The following is an 18,671-nucleotide window of genomic DNA, read 5'->3' as shown; positions in this document are numbered from 1 at the left end:
GATAACGTGTATTACCCTCGACGGACTAGTCGTGCCTTCTAGAAGAAGTCGTACTCGACACTGAGCCCGATGGTGTCGCGGTCGGCCAGCGGCCGGTCCAGGAAGTGGGGCGCACCGCCCAGGAAGCCGCTGTACTGGATGCCGATGGTCAGGCGCTGCTGGCGCGTGAAGTTGAAACCGATCCCGACCCGGGTATCGTTCTCGTCGAACAGCGAGCCGAAGGCCCCGTTGAGCGGGGACCGACCCTTCAGTGCCTGCTGGTAGGACACCGGCACGGTGAGGTTCCAGCCCGGGAAGACCGAGTAGCGCTGCAGGATCGCGAGCACCGAGATCGCCCACGCCTCCTCGTCGAACTGGAGCGTATTGAACATCTCGCCCTCGGTCGCGCCCTCCTGACTGGGCCGGGGCTGCACATCGGTCGCGCGCACCCAGCCAACCTCCGTGACCAGCGAGAGACTGTCGAACAGCCAGGGCGGCCGCCCGCTGTAGATGGCGTTTATCAGTACCTGATGGGTATTGGCGCGCGTCGGCGTCGGCACCGGCCCGTTCACACCATTGGGCACGTCGACGTTGACGTCCGCACCGCGCCGATGGATGGCCTCGGCACCGACGTTCAGCCCCATGACCACCGTCGAAAGGCTGAGCGCGTAGAGATCGACGTTGTCGAAGAAGCGGATGTTGTAGGTCGCGGGCACGCTGAGCCCGAGATCGGCGGTGGTGATCGCCGGAATGCCGATATCGCCGAGGATGTCCTGCTCGGGGATGATCGGCAGCTCGCCGAAGTTGGTCACCACTGCCGGCGTCTTCTGGTGGTAGCGCAGGTAGTAGGCGCCCAGCTCGGTGGTCGGCGTCAGCGAATAGGTGAGGCCGCCGCCGTACTGGGGATCGTCCGACTCGATGTAGCCGGCGAAGGTCGGGTTGATGCCCTCGGGGGCGTTCAGCACCGGGTTCAGTGGTGCGATCGGCAGCGAGAACGACGGCAGTCCGTCGAGCGGCAATCCGGCCAGCAGGTTCTCGAGCTGCTCGGTGGGCAGCCGGTCGTCGAACAGGGCTTCATCGATGGTCATGACCAGTCCCGATATATCGTCGAGATTGGTGAGGTCGAGCTCGGCGAGGTTCTCGAGATTGAGCGGATTCTTGAGCCCGTAGATCATCTCGGCACCGGGTCCGACGACATCCGTCGGCGAGTTGAAGGATCCGATCGGGTCCAGCTCGAAGGGCTTGTTCTCGAAGATGTACTGACCGAGCAGGGTCAGCCGGTTGGTGAGCGTGAAGCGGATGGAGGCCTGATTGACCGGCAGCAGGATGCTCTTGACGTCGATGCCCGGTACCGTCGCCCGGGTCGCGTCGGCGGGCGCCTGGGCCTGGGCAATACCGGCGAAGAACAGGCTCTCGCCCCACGCCGCGATGTGCTGCCCCAGGCGCACGTTCAGCGCCATGGTGTCGCCGAAGTAGAAGTTGCCGTAGGCGTACGCGTCCAGCAGACGCGCCCGCCGGCGGCTGCGCTCCTCCGCGTCGGATGTGAAGGTGTTGAACGGTTCCTGCGAAGTATTGATGCGATCCGGCGCATCGTGATCGTTGCGACCGGCATAGGCGTGGTCGTAGAACACGTCGCCCCGGATCAGCACCCCGTAGTCGCGCCACGAGAACTCGACGTCCCCGAGCGCCGAGGCGCGATTGTTCACCATCGACCACTGGTCGAAGTTGCGGTTGCCGTCGTCGTAGTTGTTGGACTCCGGGTACTTCAGGAAGTCCGCGACCGGAACGTCGGGACTGCCCGGTGCGTCGATGATGCGCGGATCGGGCGCTTCCAGCCGCCATGCGGCCGAGTAGCGCGCGGTCAGCGAGTAGTCGATGTCGATGCCGTTGAAGCTGGTCCGGCCGGCGTGCGCCGTGGCCCCCCAGGCCGTCATGGCGACGGCCGCAGCCGCGGCTACGTGATGCGCCCGGCCCAGGCGGCCGGCCCCCCGATGGCGATTCCGCATGGTCTCCTCCTCGTGTGCACTGCCGTTTCCGACCTCTTTGTCGTTGCGGGTCGGTCAGGCGGCGGCGCGTAGTTGCTCGGCGGTCCGGCGAATGCCCTCCTCGAGCGATACTGCCGGCCGCCAGTCGAGATCGCGGGCGGCCTTGGCGATGCTGAAGTAGTGGTGCGTCACCATGTAGCGCACCGAGAAGCGCGTCATGCCGTTCTCGGTGTTGAGCGTGCCGCCGCGCAGCGTGTCGATGCCCTCGGCCACGGCGGCGGCCGAATACGCCACCCAGTACGGCACCTTGCCGCGGATCGGCGGATGACCCATCTCGACGATCAGCTTCTCGATGAAGTCGAAGAACGCCATCGGCTCGCCGTTGGTGACGAAATAGGCCTGCCCGCTGACCGGCGATCCGGTGTCGAGCCGGGCCTCGGCAGCGACCACGGCATCGACCAGATTGTCGATGTAGGTGAAATCCGAGAGCTTGTCGCGATTGCCCACCGCGCGCGTCAGCTTGCCCGCCGCCGCCTTCTGGAGGATCGCCGGGATGAAGCGGTTGTCGCCGGCGCCGAAGACCACGTGCGGGCGGATGGCGCACGCATGCGCCCCGCCCTGCCCGCTGTGGGCCAGCACCAGCTTCTCGGCGGCGATCTTGCTGTCGGCGTAGGGCGCCTGCGAGATGCGGGAATACGGCAGCGTCTCGTCGCCGTTCTCGATGTCCTCACCCTCGTACACGGCGCTCGCCGAGCTCATGTAGACCAGCCGTGGAATGCCATGGGCACGACACGCGGCCAGGATGTTCTCGGTGCCGGTCAGGTTGACCGCCCACACGTCCTCCTCGCGGTTGTGCTTGGTATGCACCAGCGAGGCGTTGTGGATGACGCTGTCGACGCCGGACAACGCCTCCTGCACGGCAGCGGCATCGCGGATGTCGAGCTTGACGAAGCGCACATCCGGCCGGAAGGCACGGTCCAACATGTCCGCGCAGACGACCTCGAAGCCGTCGTCGGCGAAGCGGTCGACCAGCGCCCGCCCGACGAAGCCCTGCCCCCCCGTTATCAGTATCTTTCTGGCCATCGTGGTGCCCGTCTCCCTATTTGAAGGTGCCGAACGCCTGATCCCAGAACGGGAAGATCGAGGCGTAGTTGTACTTGAGCCTGGCGTGGTGGATGTCGTGCTTCTGGGCCCAGAAGTTGAAGAGCCGAAATGCCGGATGCGGCAGCACGAGATTGCCGTGCACGATGATGTTGACCGTGGAATAGACGAACCAGGTGGTCAGGAACGAGACCGTGCTGATCGGCCCGAGGATGACGATGGAAAGGCCCAGCAGCCCCAGCCCGGCCATGTTCTCGGCCGGATGCAGATAGATGCTCTCCGGCGCGGTCGGGAACTTCACGTAGTGGTGGATGCGATGCACGTGCTTGAGCACGCGCGGGTGGTGCATCACGCGGTGCAGGAAGTAGTACATGAAGTCATAGAGCAGCAGTACCGCGAGCACTTCGCCGATGAAGTGCGCGGTACCGGGCCAGCTCGCGTAGAGCACGCGGTCGCCGAGGAAGTAGAAGAACGCACCCAGCAACGACAGCGACAGCACGTTGTTCAGATTGGTGTTGAGCAGCAGCCTGGTGCGCGGGATCTGGTAGGTGCTCGGCGTGCGGATGCGGTACTTCGAGAAGCGCTCCGATCTCGCCGCCCACGCCAGCGCGTACATCAGCACCCCGTCGAATGCCAGGATCGCGGCCACGCCTATGAAGAATGCGGTGTCCATGGCTACCTCTTCGCTTGCTTGGACTTCTTGGTGAGGGCCGCACGCACGATCGCGAACAGGGCGCGGACGCGCGCGCGCAGGCCGGTGGCAAACATCAGCCGGATGCCGTTGCGTGCCGTGGCGTAGTCGCGCTCGCCGACCGGGTACAGCCGCGGCGGGATCGCCACCGGGAAGCGGTCGCTGAGCACCGCCTTCGCGTTGGTATAGGCGCGCAGTCCATCGCGACCGTTCATGCGGCCGAATCCGGAGTACTTGACGCCCCCGAAGGGCAGATCCTGATTCAGGTAGCAGAGACCGAAATCGTTGATGCAGGTCGCCCCGGCCTCGATGACGGCCGCGATGCGCGCGGCACGCAGCTTGTTGCGACTGAAGACCGACGACTGCAGCCCGAAACTGGTGGCGTTCGCGATCCGCACGGCCTCGTTGTCGTCGGGCACCCGCATGATCGCCATCACCGGGCCGAAGACCTCTTCGTTGGCGATGCGCATGTCGGGGGTGACATCCACCAGCACGGTGGGCGGATAGAAGTTGCCCTGCCCGCCCTCGGGCAGTGCACCGCCCACCAGCGCGCGCGCGCCGCTGGCAAGCGCGTCGCGCACCAGTTCGTCGACGATCGCGACCTGCTGCGGCGTGGTCATGGCGCCGACGTCGAGCGTGCCCGGGCGCTCGGGCACGCCCTGACGCAGCTCCGCCGCGTAGCGCACGACCGTATCGACGAAACGGTCGTGGATGCGCTCGTGCACGATGAGACGCTCGGAGGCGATGCAGTTCTGCCCGAGATTGATGAAGCAGCCGCTGAGCGCCGAGTGCACGGCCTGGCCCAGATGCGCATCGTCGCAGACGATCATCGGGTCCTTGCCGCCGAGCTCCATGACCACCGGCGTCAGATGCTCGGCACTGCCCTCGATGATGCGGCGGCCGTTGCCCACCGATCCGATGAACAGGATCTTCTGCACGCGGCTGCGCACCAGCGCCGCGCCGGTCTCGCCGAAGCCGTTGAGGATCTGCACGGTGTCCTTCGGGAAACCCTCGGCCTCCAGCGCTTCCTCGAAGACGCGCTGGAAGCGCCGGGTCGACCAGGCCACGGCCTCGGACGCCTTGATGACCACCGCGTTGCCCGCCATCAGCGGCGCGACCAGCGAACCGAAGATGTTCTGGAAGGGATAGTTCCACGGCACGATGCAGGCCACGACGCCGAGCGGGTGGTACTCGATGACCCCCTTCTTGTGCTTGAGCAGGCCGGACGGCACCTTCTCGGGCTTCAGATGCTTCTCGCCGTGGCGCATGACCCACTGGATCTTGTTGCACACCGGCATGACCTCGCCGAGCAGCGCGTTCTCCCAGGTCTTGCCCGAGTCCTCGACCACCGCGGCGCACAGCTCGTCGGCGTGATCGAGGATGTGCTGCAGCATGTGCCGCAGCACCCGGCGACGCTGCCGGAAGGTGCTTCGCGCCCACTCGCGCTGTGCCGCGCGGGCGCGCTCGACCGCCGCATGCACGTCCTCGGGACTGGCAACCGGCACTTCGCCGAGCGGTTCGCCGCTGGCGGCGTTGCGACATTCGATGACATCCGGCGTCTCGCCCGGACCCGGAACCGTTTTGCTCCTGTGCTGTGCGTATGCGCTCACGATGCAACCCCTTCGAGAATGAAATCGGCACCGCGGTAGCCGACCATCATGCTGGGCGCGTTGAGCGCCGACACCGGGATTGCCGGCATGACCGACGCATCAGCCACCCGCACATTGGCGAGACCCTTGACGCACAGCCGCGTATCGACCGGGCTGTCGCAGTCCTCTCCCATCCGGCAGCTACCGCAGTAATGGAAGGTGGTCATGGTGGCACCGTGAATCCAGCGCCGGCGCTTGCGTCGATCGGTCGATACCGCGGCCCGGGACAGCGCCCGCACGCCGGTCCCCGCCAGCGGGGCCTGCCGCGTGATGGCATGGGCGCGCATCACCGCCGCGTCCATGGTGTCGCGATCCGATTCGGTGGCGTAGTACGCGGGGTCGATGCGCGCCGGTACCGCCGGATCGCGGCTCGCCAGCCGAACGCTACCCTCGGAGGTGGGCTTTCCGAGGATGACGACCACGCCGAAGACCTTCGAGACGAAGCGACGGAGCGGTGGCAGTCGGAACGCGCCGTGCACCAGCGCACGCAGCAGGGCACGCAGCCAGCGCTGCCGGTACAGCCGGCCCGGGAGCGCCAGGATAGGGATCATGCGCAGCATCGATTCCTTCAGCGATGCCGGCGCGGCGTAGCAGACGAAGCAGCTGTCCGGAGCCGCGCCGTCGCCGGGTCGAGCGGCACCGAAGGCGTAGATCTGCGGATAGCGGAAATCCACCGGAGCCTCGCCGCGATAGAACATGCAGACATTGGGGTGGTCACGCAGGTGCGCACCCACGCCGGGTGCGTCGAGCACCGTGCCGATGCCCAGCCGCGCCAGTTCCTCGGACGGCCCGACACCGGACAGCTGGAGCAGCCTGGGCGTCTCCAGCGCTCCCGCGCACAGGATCACCTCGCGCGTGACGGCGATCCGGCGCACCGCGCCGGCCACGAGCACCTCGACGCCAATCGCGCGCCGCCGATCGTCGAACGCCAGCCGCTGCACCTCGGCGCCGGTGAGGCGCTGTACGCCGGCTCCGCCGGCCTCGTGCAGCCAGGCGCGGTAGGAGCTGCGCCGCGCATCGCCGTCGTAGTTCATGTCGTTGCAGCCGACGACTTCGGCGAGATCGCCGTCGTTGAGTCCGTCCTTGCGCGCGAATCCGGCCTCCTCCGCCGCCGCCATGAAGCGTTCGGCGAACGCGGTCGGCGTCCGTGGACGCACGCGCAGACGCGCCTCGACCGCCTCGAAGGCCGGCACGAGGTCCTCCCAGTGCCAGCCCGCCGGCCAGTCCGCGAAGTCGCGCCGGTCGCCGCGCGTGTAGACCATGCCGTTGACCGCGCCGCTGCCCCCCATGACGCGGCCGCTTCCCATGTACAGCGAACGCCCGCCGCAGTCCGCCTGCGGTGCGCTCATTCGGTGCCACATCAGCGCGTCGTTCGTGAAGGTGTGCTTGAAGCCGTCGGCGGACAGCGTTTCCGGATGTCGCTCGGCCTCGTCCCCGGCCTCGATCAGCAGGACGGTGCCCGCGCCGCCTTCGGCGAGTCTGGCGGCGACGATGCAGCCGGCCGAGCCGGCGCCGACCACGATGTAGTCGTAGCGCTCGGACGCCGCGATGCCCGCCCGCGCGCCGGCATGTGCATTGCCGGCGGTTTCGCGATGCTGCTCCGCTGTCCGTGTCTCGCCCCGCGCTTCGTGCATAATTGCGCTTACGTTTTTTGTAATTGCCGTTACTACACTAGAATGGGCGCGTACCGGTGTCAACATTCCCGCCCCGACCCGATGCGCGGCCCTCGCGCCCGGCAACGGCCGCTTCCAGGAAGTCGTCATGAGCAACCCCACCCGCAACGCCGACAGCACCACTGCCCGCCCCAGGGGCGGACGACGCCCGCAGGCCGCCGACCTCAAGGCCGCCAAGGACGCGCTCTACCGCAAGCACATCCTCGCGGTCGCCGAGAGCGTATTCGCCGACCAGGGTTTCGGCAGTGCCAAGATGCAGGACATCGCGCGCGCCGCCGGCATCTCGCTCGGCACGCTGTACCAGTCCTATCCGAGCAAGCGCGACCTGCATCGCGGCGTGCTGATCGCGCGCGACACCGAGATGTTCGAGGCGGTGATGCAGCAGGGTCAGGCGATCCTGCAGAACCCCGAATCGATGACCCGCCTGCTGTCCCTGCAGCGCATCCACCTGCAGTACCTGCTGGAGCACCCCGACTACCTGCGCATGCAGTTGCACGAGGGCTACGTCTGGTACCACGACGCCGCCTGGCCGAGCTCGGAGGAGCAGCAGCTGTGGGCGCGGGGCCTGGACGTCATCGAGCAGGTCTTCAACTGGGGCGCATCGCAGGGCCTGCTGGTGCCCGGCACGCCGCGCGACGATGCGCGCCTGCTCATGGTCATGCAGCAGACGCGCCTCGCGAACTGGGTGATGGCCGGCATGCAGGAACCGCACGACACCGTCATCGCCCGCATCCTCGCCGACTTCGTTCGCCAGTTCTGCCGCCCCGAGGTCGCCGCCCGCATGCTCGCTGCCGATGGCGGCGCGCTCAGCGACGACACGCGCGACGCGCTGCGCCGCCTCGCCGACTGAGGGCCACTCGACGGGTGCACGGCTCATCCTGTCGGACGACGACAGGCGCGTGCGGCGCCGGCGAAGGTGCCGGATCGAATCACAAGGGGAGACCACACCATGAATCAGCAGACCAACGGCGATTTCCCGGAAGGCGCGACCGTCGTCTTCGGCGGCAGCGGCGGCATCGGCGCCATCATCGCCGAGGGCTTCGGTCAGGCCGGCAGCAACGTGGCCGTGACCTACAACAGCAAGGCCGACCGGGCCCGCGAGGTCGCCGGCCGCATCTCCGGATCGGACGCGCGCGCCGAAGCCTTCCAGTGCGACGTGCGCGACGCCGCCCAGGTCGAGGCCTGCTGCCGATCGGTGCTGGAAACCTTCGGCGCCATCCACACCGTCGTCTTCGCCGCCGGCCCGGTGGTCGAGCAGAAGCTGCTCGCCGAAACCGAGCCGTCGCTCTGGGAACCCTCGGTCCAGATCGAGCTGCAGGGCTTCATGCACGTTACCCGCGCCTTCCTGCCCGCGCTGCGCGACAGCCAGGGCAGCTTCGTGCACATCGGCTCCGCCGGTGATCGCTGGTGGCCGCCCAGGGACGGCCTCTCGGTGGTCCCCAAGGCCGCCAACGAGGCGCTGATCCGCGGCATCGCCAAGGAGGAAGGTGTCAATGGCGTGCGCGCCAACTCGGTACTGGTCGGCGTCATCGAGGCCGGCATGTTCCTCGAGCTCCTCGAACGCGGCGTCTTCGACGACGCGTGGATCAACGAAACCCAGAAGCTGCTCGCGCTCAAGCGCTGGGGCAAGCCCGAGGACATCGCCAACGCGGCCGTCTTCCTGGCATCACGCAAGGCCGGCTATATCACCGGCGAGCAGTTAAATGTGTCCGGAGGCTTCGGAGTCTAGGCAGCGCCGACCGGCCCCGAAGGAAGGGACCGGCCGGCGCCCGGCCATCCGGACTAACTGCCGGCCCGCCGCAGCCCCTCCGGCGAGAACTCGCCGGCATGCGGCTCGCGCCGGTTCAGACGCGTGCCCATCGGCTCCTCGTTGTTGAGCTTCTCGATGCTGTAGGCCTTGGACACGAGGTCCTGGTAGATCGAGACGTTGTTGTAGTAGCCCTCGGCGTCGTAGGCGTAGATCATGCCGTCCTGCGAGACGCGCCAGAGCTCGCCACGGGTGTCGTAGTTCTCCCCCATGACCTTGTGCCAGCTGTCCTCCTCGACGTAGAAGCGGCGCTTGCCGTAGATGTGGCGCATGCCGTCCTTCAGCGTGCCTTCCACGACCCACACGCGGCGCAGTTCATGCCGGATGTATTCCGGGTCGGGATGACCGCGCGTGGTGATGAAGTCGTCGTACTCCAGCTCACGCGAGTCGAGCTGGTAGTTGTGGAAGGGCACGATCATCTCGCGCTTGCCCACCAGCTCCCACTCGAAGCGCGCCGGCGAGCCGTTGAAGCCGTTCTGCTCGTCGACCACGCGCGGACCGTTCGGCACCGGATAGTCGTGCTGCACGTCCGGGGTCTTGCGCACGCGGCGGGTGCCGGGATCGTACTGCCAGGCGTCGCGCGGCGTGCCGGAGTTGTCGTAGGTGTTGGACGACAGCGTGATGCGCCCGGCGTTGCGCGGCGGAGCTCGCTCCTCGCTCATGCTGTACGAGAAAACGTCACCGTCCTCCCAGCCTTCGCGGTCGTCGCCTCGCGTGTACGGGTTGTAGACCTTGAGGAAGACTTCCGATTCGGTGACGCTCCCGTTGGCGTGGACATAGCGCGAGATCTGCGGGGCCTCGATGAACCAGGGCGCGCTCGAGGTCAGGATGTTGTAGACCACCTGCAGGCCGTTGTCGGGGATCGGAAAGGCCACACCGCCGTAGGCACCCTCGAGGGTCAGTCCGTCGTTGGTGAGGCGGGCGTTCTCGGCGTTGAGTCGCACGTTCTCGTGCACGCGATCCGGGCGCCGGAAGTCGCGGTGCGTGGGATAGACGTGGATGCGATAGGTGTCCGGATAGGCCTCGAACAGCGCGAGCTGACCGGGCCCGAGCTTGTCGGCGTGCGCCTCGACGTTCTCGGCGGTGATGGTGTAGCGGACTTCGTCATCCGGGTAGGGGTTGGGGTTGTAGCTGCCGTCGTAGTCGACATGCGGGGGTGCGCCCAGCCACTTGCCGCTCCATTCGGGGATGGTACCGGCCTCGTTACCGGCCTTGACGGCCCCCACCGGGGTCAGTTCGTCGCCGAGGGCTTCGGGTCCGTAGTCGGCGGCGGTCGCCGACCCCATTACGGCAACCAGCGCGCCAGCGAGGGCGATGGATATGCGCTTGTGCATGATGATGGTCTCCAATGGTGCGGATCAGAAGCTGTACTTCGCGCTGAAGGAGGCGAAGCTGCGATCGGCCAGGCCGCGTCGGCCGACGTCGGGGCTTCCGTCGAAATGGTTGTAGGCGACCTCGAACTGGAGGTTCGCCAGATAGGTGAAGCCGAAGCCGATGCGGTAACGGCGGTCGCCCTGCCCGGTCAGGCTCCCGAGCGAGGCGTTGAGCGACGTGCTGCCCTCGAAGGCGTTGGAATGGGCAAGCGTCACGCCCAGATCCCAGCCCGGCAGCACCTGCTGATAGGTGAAGATCATCTGGCCCTGGAAGGCGGCCGCGTTCTTGCTCTTGCTGAGGTCATCGAAGGCCTGACCGTTCGCCATCACCGGATCGACATCGGCGACGTGTACTCCGGCAATCTCGCCGAGCACCACCAGCTGGTCCCAGAAGGCCGTCGGCAGGAAGATGTGGAAGGCGCCCAGATTGGCCTGCCAGACATCGCCGGTCGTGGGCGTCGGGGCCGGGGCACCAGCCAGTGCCGGTGCATTGACCGATATGCCGGCATCCCAGCGACGGCTCACCTCGGCGGTCAGTGCTGTGCCGCCGACATCCGTGCTCAGACTGATCGACGCGAGCCGGATGTCATCGGTGTACAGGATCTGGTAGCTGCTGTTGCCGCCGATGATGTCGACCGGACCGGGGTTGTTGAAGACGACTCCGGTCGGATTGGGGTCGTGATACTGCAGGTACTGAACGGCCACCTCGGTGCCGAGTCCGAACAGGTACTTCGCGGACACGCCCCACTGGCGGCCGTCCGCCGGCTTGATGTCCGCCCCGCGCTGTACCTGCAGCGTGCCCACCTGGGGGAACTCGACGAGCAGGAACTCCGCGCCCGGTCCGACGGTGTCGGTGGTGCTGAAGTAGGCGCCGACCGGGTTGAGTTCGGTGTAGTCGTTTTCGTACTGCACGTAGCCGGACAGGCCCAGGCGGGGTGTGATGCCCCACTGCACGTACACCTGCCCCACCGGGAGCAGCACGTCCTTGACCTCGGTGCCCGGCACGTTGGAGCTGGTCGCGTCGGCCGGACTCTGCGCGCCGCTGGTGTTGGGGAAGAACAGGCTCTCGCCCCAGGACACCACCTGCTCGCCGGCCCGCACGGACACGCTGGTTCCGCCGATGTCCCAGGTGCCGTAGGCATAGGCATCCAGAACCCGCGCGCGCCGCCCGAGCTGACTCTTCATGGCGTCGCTGAAGCGATCGGGGTCGCCGGCGCGATTGCGGCGGTTGGGTGCATCGTGATCGGGATCGCTGCCCGCCACCGCGGCATCGTAGAACGCGCTGCCGCGCGTGAAGATGCCCATGCGGTTGCGTTCGTAGCGGAACTCGCCCAGCGCCGCGACGCGGTTGTTGATGAGCGTGCCCGCATCGAAGTTGCGGTTGCCGTCGTCGCCGTTGATGTTGGCCTCGAGCCGGTCGGAAGCGTCGTCGACGCGCATCGCCGCGCTGTAGGTCAGGTTCAGCAGATACTCGATGCTGGTGCCGTCGGCGAAATCGACCGTGCCCGCCGTCGCGCCCCCCGCGCACAGCAGTGGCACGACACCACCCGCCACGCGGGCCCGCCACCCGGCGTACCGCCGATTGTCCTTCCGCTTCATGTCTCTCATCCGACTCCTCCTGCTGTTGGAATGCGCGGGTCCCGTGTGCCCGGGACTACCGTCGCGGTCTGCTCATGCCACTCCGGGGGTCATGCAATCTCCGATGACCGTTCGGCCATCCAGGGCGTGCAGCGGGAGCTGCAGCCGATACATCAGGTCGCGGCTGCCGGTCACCAGCCCGGTGAAGGTCCCGGTGACGAGCTGATAGGCGGCCTCGGCCATGGTCTCGACCGGCTCCACCCACTCCGGCCGCGTGCGACCGACCTCGCGCGCCACGCGCTCGGCACGCTCGGTGCGCGCTATGCGCTGCGGCGCCAGGGCGTTGACCAGCACCCCGCTGCCGTGCAGCTCGGCGGCAAGCCCCGTCGTCACCCGCTCCAGCGCTGCCTTCGACGCGCCGTACACGCTCAGGGCGTGCACCATCGCGGCCGGACCGGCATAGGGCACTTCGGGTTGCCGGACGGTATCGCTGCTGATGTTCAGGATCCGTCCCCAGCCCTTCGCGCGCATCGCCGGCAGCGACTGCTGCACCAGATCGATGGGCGCATCGAGATTGATGGCGAAAAGGCGCCGGCGGGTCGCGAGGGTCATCGCACTCGCGGGCTCGAATGCCGGTATCGCGGCGGCATTGTTGACCAGCACGTCGATGCCGCCGGCAAGCTCCGCGGCCTGGGCCACCAGTGCGCGCCGCGCCTCGTCATCGCCCAGCTCGGCCACCAGGCATTCCGCACGCCCGCCGCGAGCCCGGATGTCGTCGCGCGCCGCCTGCAGCGCATCCTGCGAGCGCGGCGAACTGCTCAGCACCACGGCGGCGCCGTGCGCGGCCAGACGGGTGGCTATCGCCCGTCCGATGCCGCGGCTGGCGCCGGTGACCAGCGCGCAGCGTCCGGAGAGAGTGGCCGGGGCGCCTGTCCCGGCAGCCGGCTCAGGCATGTTGCGGCACCGCTGCCGGGCGTACCCGGATCACCAGCAGCGCGGCCACGCATGCAAAGCCGATGAAGGTCCAGAAGGCCGCGTCATAGCTGCCGGTGCGGTCGAAGACCTCGCCGATGTAGCGCACCGAGAATACCGAGAGCGGCATGACGATCAGGCTCATGATGCCGGCCACCGATCCGAAGGAACGCGGACCGAAGCTGTCCGCGAGCAGGGTCATCCAGAGCGGATAGGCCCCGCCCACCGCGAGCCCGGCGGTGGCGCAGGCCACCACCAGCACGATGTGCCCCGGCGACAGCAGGAGCACGCTGAGGAACAGCAGGTGGCAGGCCGCCACCGCGACGAACAGCCAGCGCTTGTCCACCCGGTCGGCCAGCGCGCCGATGACCAGCTTGCCGACGATGGCCGACACCGTCAGACAGGACACCAGCAGCGCCGCCTGCGGCGTCGACAGCCCGGCATCCTCGCCGTACGGAACGATCGATGCCAGCAGCGCCTGATCGGCCCCGAACAGTAGACCGGCACCGAGCCCGATGAGCCAGAAATCGGCGTTCCCGAGCAGCTCGCGCAGTCGCCACTCCCGGCCCGGACCATCCGCGCTGCCAGCCGCCTCCGGCCCTGCGCCGTCGGCCCGCAGGCCGACGGCCTCGGGACGGTCGCGCACCAGCAGCAGCACCAGCATCAGCATGCCCGCTGCCGCCGCGAACCCGATCGCCGCCAGCGTGTCGCGCCAGCCGTAGGCCTCGAGCGATGCGGCGACCAGCGGCGGCACCGCGAATCCGCCGGCCGAGGTGGCCGTGGCGAGAAGGCCCATCGCCCGGCCGCGGCGCCGTGTGAACCAGCGCGACGTCAGCGTATTGGCGGCCAGCGCCCCGCAGGCCACCGTGCCGAACGCCACCGGCCCGAAGATCGCGGCAGCCAGCATCCACGGCGCACCGGCGCGCGCCATCAGCACGAAGCCGACGCCGAAGCCGACCGCGCCCGCGCCCATCACCAGTCGCGCCGAATACCGGTCGAGCAGTCGTCCGGCCACCGGCGACCACGCCGCCATGCCCAGCAGCAGCATGATGAAGCCGGTATTGGCATCGGCCCGCGACAGACCGAAGGTCTCGGACATCGGCGCCACGAAGAGTCCGAAGGTGTAGGTCGTGCTGCCGATGGCCAGCATCGTGCACGCGTAGCCGGCGAGCAGGACCCACCAGCCGCGATACGGGAGTGCGGTCATGGAGCGCCTACAGTGCGAAGGTGCGAAGGGCGTTGTCGCAGACGATCTTCTTCCGGTCGTGTTCCGGAATCTCGGCTTCGGTCAGCTGGCTGACCACCTGCTGCTGCGAGTGCGGCCAGCACGTCGCCGGGTGCGGGAAGTCGGTGGACCAGTACAGGCAATCGGCACCGAAGAAATCGTAGAAGGCCTTCAGGCCCTTGGGCTCGTACATGAAGGTCGCCCCGCACTGCTCGCGGAAGGTCTCCGACGGCGGACGGTTGACGCCCGGGAACTCGTAGTGCTCGTGCATGCGCGGGTCGAGCAGGAACTCGAAGAACCAGGGGATCCAGCCCAGGCCCGGCTCCACGAAGATCACGCGGAGCTTCGGGTACTTCTCCAGCGTGCCGGTCAGGATCCAGAAGCAGATGGCCTCCGCCAGCGGCGCCCAGGGCAGCGCCGTGAAGATGCCCTTCTGCGGCGTCGGGTCGCGACGGAAGATGCTCCAGAGCTCGGTCTTCGGCTCGAGGTGGTTCATGATCGTCAGGCCGGTCTCCTCGATGGTCCGCCAGAGCGGCTCGTAGACCGGATCGTGCAGGTCGGGCAGCCCCATGTCGGCCGGAAACGGTGTCACCTGCACGCACCGCGCCCGGTGATCACGCGCCAGCCGTTCGACCTCGCGGCAGGCGAAGTCGACGTCCATCAGGGGCAACTGGTAGGCGCAGAGCAGGCGGTCGGGGTCGTGTCCGGCAAAGTCGCTGAGCGCGCGGTTGTAGCCCTGGAATACCGCCTTCCAGTCATCACCCATCAGCGCCGGATGGCAGACCTTGGCGCCGCCCAGTTCGGGAAACAGCACCTCGGCCTGCACACCGTCACGGTCCATGGCGGCGAGCCTGGCTTCCGGCTCGCGATAACCGGGATCCTCCGACGCTTCCGGATCGACGAAATCGCGCAGTTCGAGATTGGGCTGACCGCCGCGCAGATGCTCGGCCGCGTAGGCCTCGGACTTCCTGCCCGCCTCGTCCCAGACCGCATGCAGGCGCGACGGGAGCCGCTCCTTGACCCACTCCCCGGTCAGGAACACATGCGAGTCCGCCGACACCAGCGTCTGCTGTGCCACAGCGTTCATGCCTCGTCTCCTCCCGCGATCGTGCGCGGTTCATCTGTTATGGAGACGACGCTATGGGGGCCCGGTCCGGCCGACCTCCCATATACGGACGAGATCGGAACGGAACCGGACCGGCGGTAGCGCGCGCTAGGCTCTCCGGCGGAAGAACCAGGTGCCCAGCGCGGGCAGCAGGCAGATGGCGCCGAACATGTTCACCAGGAACATGAAGGCCAGCAGGAGCCCCATGTCGGCCTGGAACTTGAGCGCGGACATGGTCCACGTCGCGACGCCGATCGACATGGTCAGCGCCGTGAACACGATGGCCGCACCGCGCTCGCGCATGCCGTGCTCGAAGGCCGCGCGGAAATCGCGCCCCTCGCCCATGTGATGCTGGATGCGCTCGAAGAGATAGAGACCGTAGTCCACGCCCACGCCGACGCCGAGCGCGATGACCGGCAGCGTCGCGGTCTTGAGACCGATACCGATCATCGCCATGAGTGCGTTGGCAAACACGCACACCATGGCCAGCGGCGCCAGTACGCACAGCGCCCCGATCCACGATCGGAAGGACAGCAGGCAGAACAGCAGCAGCGCACCGAAGATCGACAGCAGCATGCGGGCCTCGGCTTCGGCCACTGCCTCGTTGGTCGCCGCCATCACGCCGACGTTGCCGCTGGCCAGGCGGAAGGTCACGCCCTCCGTGTCGTCCTGCGCGATGAAGTCCTTGGCCTCTGCCACCGCGTGCGCCACCTTCTCGCCCTCGTGGTCCTCCATGAAGACCAGCACCTGGATGGCCCGGCAGCTCTCGTTGTTGAGCCCGAGCTGCGGGTCGAAGCCGCGCGAGCCGACCGCCAGGCCGGCCTGGCTGCGCGCCAGTGCCTGCCAGCGCGGATTGCCCTCGTTGAAGGCACCCACAACACGCTTGGTGACGCCGGCCACGCTGGTGACCGAGCGCACTCCGGCGACGCCGCGCATGTGCATCTCGAAGCGGTCGACGGCATCCATCACCGGGTAGTGCAGACAGGAATCGCCCTCGAAGTCCGGCGCCTCGACGATCACCGACAGGATGTCGGTGCCGATGTCGTAGCTGTTCGAGATCACGCGACCGTCGTAGTTGTAGCGCGAGTCGTGATGCAGCTCCGGCGCCCCGGTGCCGCTGTCGCCGATGACGAGATCGCGCGACTGCCAGGTCGCCGTCGCCAGCAGCACCACGCTGACCAGCAGCACCCATTTCGCGCCACCGGGCGTGGCGCAGGCCGAGATCAGCGAGAGCAGGTTGCGCGCAGTCGCCGACTCCGGCTTCCGGGCGCGCTCCAGGCTCTTGTCCTCGAGCTGCAGTCGCGACAGCAGGATGGGCAGGATCATCTTGTTGGTGATGATCATCAGCAGCACGCCGATGCTGGCGGTGATGCCGAGCTCGTGCACGATCGGGATGTCGATCAGCATGATGACGCCGAAGCCGAGCGCCTCGGTCAGCAGCGCCACCGACCCGGGCACGAACAGCTTGGTGAAGGCGCGTTCCGCCGCGGTGACCGAATCGGCGCCGTCTATGATCTCCAGACGCCAGGCGCTGGTCATCTGCACCGCGTGCGATACCCCGATGGCGAAGATCAGGAAGGGCACCAGGATCGACATCGGATCGATGCCGTATCCGATCGCCGGCAGCACACCGATCAGCCAGAGCACCGGCAGCGCGGCGACGAAGGTCGCGACGAAGGTGATGCGCAGCGACCGTGTGTACAGGTACAGCAGCAGCATGGTCAGCACGAAGGCCAGCGCGAAGAACGCGAACACGCCGAGCAGGCCCTTGATCACGTCGCCGAGCAGACGCGCGAAGCCGATGACGTTGACCTCGATGTTCTCGTTCTCGAACTGGTCGCGGATCTCGGTCAGCTTCTGCTGCACCAGCCAGTAGTCCACGCGCTCGCCGTCCGCGCCGCGCTCCAGCAGATCGGCGCGAATCAGCGCGCCCTTGTGGTCGTTCGCCACCAGCTCGCCGATGCGGCCGGAATGCTCGACGTTGTGCCGGATGGTCTCGAGTTGTTCCTCGGTGCCCGTGAACCGGGCCGGGATCACCGGCTCGCCGCGGAAGCCGTACTCGGTGACCTCGATGTAGATGGTGTCGGGCGTGAACAGCGAGGACACCGTGGTGCGATTGATCCCGGGGATGAAGAACACCGCGTCGGTGGCTTCCTCCAGCGCGGTCAGGAACTCCTCGTTGTAGATGTCGCCCTCGCCCTTCCAGCGCAGGTTGACCAGCACGCGGTTGGCGCCCGAGAAGTCATCCATGTACTCCATCATGGTGTCCATGTAGGAGTGGTTGACCGGAATGAGCTTCAGGAACCCCGGATCCAGCTCGATGCGGGAGGCGCTGAAGCCGAGCAGGGCCGTGACCAGCAGGAAGAAGATCGACAGCGGACGACGGCGCCCGATGATGAAGGAGCCCAGGCCGTCGACCATGCGATTGCCGCTGCTCATGCGTCGTCTCCGCCGTTGCGCCGCTCGCCGGTGGCGAGATCGATGAGCTGTGCACCCGGGTCACCACCGACCAGTACGGCCCCGTCGGGTGCCTCGAGCACGGTCGAATAGGTGCCCTGCTTGGAGGGAATCACGCGCCGGAACGTCCACTCGCCCGGTGTCGCGATCAGGATGGTGTGCATGGCGCCGACCAGGACCACGCGACCGTCCGCGAGCTGCGTGCCGCCGAACAGCGAATCGCTGATGCCGGTATCGACCGCTTGCCAGCTGTCGCCGTTGTCCTCGCTGAGGAAGGCGTTGCCGCGCATCCCGAAGGCCAGCCAGCGCCCGTCGCCGAGCGAGAGCGCACCGAACATCGATCCGGGGTAGTCCAGCTCGAGGGGATCCCAGGTCTGCCCGCCGTCGCGCGAGCGCAGCAGCAGTCCGCGCTCGGCCGCGATCAGCAGAGTCCCGTCCGCCCCGATGACGATATCGTTGAGATGGCTGCCGTTGAAGGCCTCGATCCGGCGCGACGTCCAGGTGTCGCCGCCGTCGCCGGATTCCAGGTACTGGCCGAATCCGCCCACCGCGACCAGCCGGTCGCCTCCGGGGACCTTCGCGATGTCGAGCAGCGGCTCGGGAACGTCGAGGTCGACGTGCACGTTCTGCCAGCTGCCACCGCCGTCGGTGCTGCGCAGGATCATGAGATTGTGTCCGACCGCGAACATGCGCCCGTCATCGACGGCGACGATGCGCGTGACCGGTGAGCCGTGGGTCTCGCCGACCTCGGCGTCGGTCCAGGGTCCCCGGGCGGATTCAGCGGTGAGGATGCGCCCCTTGGCGCCGCCGGCGACGAAGCCCGCGCCATCCCGCGCAAGTCCGTTGATGAGCAGCTGATCGGCCTGGAGTTGCGTCGGCGGATAGTCGGGCAGCGGTCGCGGCGAGAACGAGTAGACGGCACCCGCCGTGACCAGTGCCGCGAAGCCGATGGCCGGCCACCCCGCTGCGAAGCTGCCGCGCGACCGCGGTCGGCTGTCGGTACTGACGCTCTGCTGCATGCTCTGGCCTCCTCTTGCGCTTCCGGTCTGGCGCCGGATCCGATGCGTGTCTATCGT

The 18,671-nt window shown here is 67.6% G+C and carries 14 protein-coding genes; 2 read left to right on the top strand and 12 right to left on the bottom strand.

From position 1 onward, the window contains the following. Positions 1-38: 38 nt before the first annotated feature. The 5 genes from KAH28_RS05035 to KAH28_RS05015 are packed head-to-tail and all read right to left on the bottom strand — an operon-like array spanning position 39 to position 7,039. Positions 39-1,985 (bottom strand): DUF1302 family protein, encoded by a 1,947-nt coding sequence (locus tag KAH28_RS05035; RefSeq protein ID WP_366918125.1) that lies wholly within the window; start codon positions 1,983-1,985, stop codon positions 39-41. Between the two features lie 54 nt (positions 1,986-2,039). Then, positions 2,040-3,047: an NAD-dependent epimerase/dehydratase family protein gene (locus KAH28_RS05030; RefSeq protein WP_290574810.1), complete on the bottom strand. Its 1,008-nt coding sequence runs from the start codon at positions 3,045-3,047 to the stop codon at positions 2,040-2,042. A gap of 16 nt (positions 3,048-3,063) precedes the next feature. Further along, entirely contained in the window at positions 3,064-3,738 is a 675-nt protein-coding gene (locus KAH28_RS05025) for a sterol desaturase family protein (protein ID WP_290574809.1), read from the bottom strand. A gap of 2 nt (positions 3,739-3,740) precedes the next feature. After that, a complete protein-coding gene (locus KAH28_RS05020) occupies positions 3,741-5,366 on the bottom strand; it encodes an aldehyde dehydrogenase family protein (RefSeq protein WP_290574807.1) in 1,626 nt (541 codons plus the stop codon). After that, complete coding sequence (locus KAH28_RS05015; protein WP_290574806.1) at positions 5,363-7,039, bottom strand: GMC family oxidoreductase; 1,677 nt, start codon at positions 7,037-7,039, stop codon at positions 5,363-5,365. Before KAH28_RS05015 ends, KAH28_RS05020 begins: the two co-directional genes overlap by 4 nt. Before the next feature lie 127 nt (positions 7,040-7,166). On the opposite strand from KAH28_RS05015, the gene KAH28_RS05010 reads away from it, so the two are divergent. Further along, on the top strand, positions 7,167-7,928 hold the full coding sequence (locus tag KAH28_RS05010; protein ID WP_290574804.1) for a TetR/AcrR family transcriptional regulator: 762 nt from the start codon (positions 7,167-7,169) through the stop codon (positions 7,926-7,928). A 99-nt stretch (positions 7,929-8,027) separates the two neighbouring features. Next, positions 8,028-8,807 (top strand): SDR family oxidoreductase, encoded by a 780-nt coding sequence (locus KAH28_RS05005; RefSeq protein WP_290574803.1) that lies wholly within the window; start codon positions 8,028-8,030, stop codon positions 8,805-8,807. A 53-nt stretch (positions 8,808-8,860) separates the two neighbouring features. Here the strand turns inward: KAH28_RS05005 and KAH28_RS05000 are convergent, their stop codons facing one another. The 7 genes from KAH28_RS05000 to KAH28_RS04970 form a co-directional block, all read right to left on the bottom strand. Next, a complete protein-coding gene (locus KAH28_RS05000; protein WP_290574802.1) occupies positions 8,861-10,219 on the bottom strand; it encodes a DUF1329 domain-containing protein in 1,359 nt (452 codons plus the stop codon). Positions 10,220-10,243: 24 nt separating this feature from the next. Then, on the bottom strand, positions 10,244-11,857 hold the full coding sequence (locus KAH28_RS04995; protein ID WP_290574800.1) for a DUF1302 family protein: 1,614 nt from the start codon (positions 11,855-11,857) through the stop codon (positions 10,244-10,246). 72 nt (positions 11,858-11,929) lie between these two features. After that, positions 11,930-12,790, bottom strand: coding sequence for an SDR family NAD(P)-dependent oxidoreductase (locus KAH28_RS04990; RefSeq protein WP_290574798.1), 861 nt, complete (start codon positions 12,788-12,790; stop codon positions 11,930-11,932). After that, positions 12,783-14,015 (bottom strand): MFS transporter, encoded by a 1,233-nt coding sequence (locus tag KAH28_RS04985; RefSeq protein ID WP_290574797.1) that lies wholly within the window; start codon positions 14,013-14,015, stop codon positions 12,783-12,785. Before KAH28_RS04985 ends, KAH28_RS04990 begins: the two co-directional genes overlap by 8 nt. Positions 14,016-14,022: 7 nt before the next feature. Beyond that, on the bottom strand, positions 14,023-15,120 hold the full coding sequence (locus KAH28_RS04980; RefSeq protein ID WP_290574796.1) for an amidohydrolase family protein: 1,098 nt from the start codon (positions 15,118-15,120) through the stop codon (positions 14,023-14,025). 126 nt (positions 15,121-15,246) lie between these two features. Next, on the bottom strand, positions 15,247-17,577 hold the full coding sequence (locus tag KAH28_RS04975; RefSeq protein WP_290574794.1) for an efflux RND transporter permease subunit: 2,331 nt from the start codon (positions 17,575-17,577) through the stop codon (positions 15,247-15,249). Then, positions 17,574-18,614, bottom strand: a complete 1,041-nt coding sequence (locus KAH28_RS04970; protein ID WP_290574793.1) for a YCF48-related protein — start codon at positions 18,612-18,614, stop codon at positions 17,574-17,576. Before KAH28_RS04970 ends, KAH28_RS04975 begins: the two co-directional genes overlap by 4 nt. Positions 18,615-18,671 lie beyond the last annotated feature (57 nt).

Origin of the sequence: Algiphilus sp., from assembly GCF_023145115.1 — a bacterium.
Taxonomy (GTDB): Bacteria; Pseudomonadota; Gammaproteobacteria; order Nevskiales; family Nevskiaceae; genus Algiphilus.
Note: the sequence above shows the minus strand (reverse complement) of the source record. Positions and strands in the feature narration are given on the sequence as shown.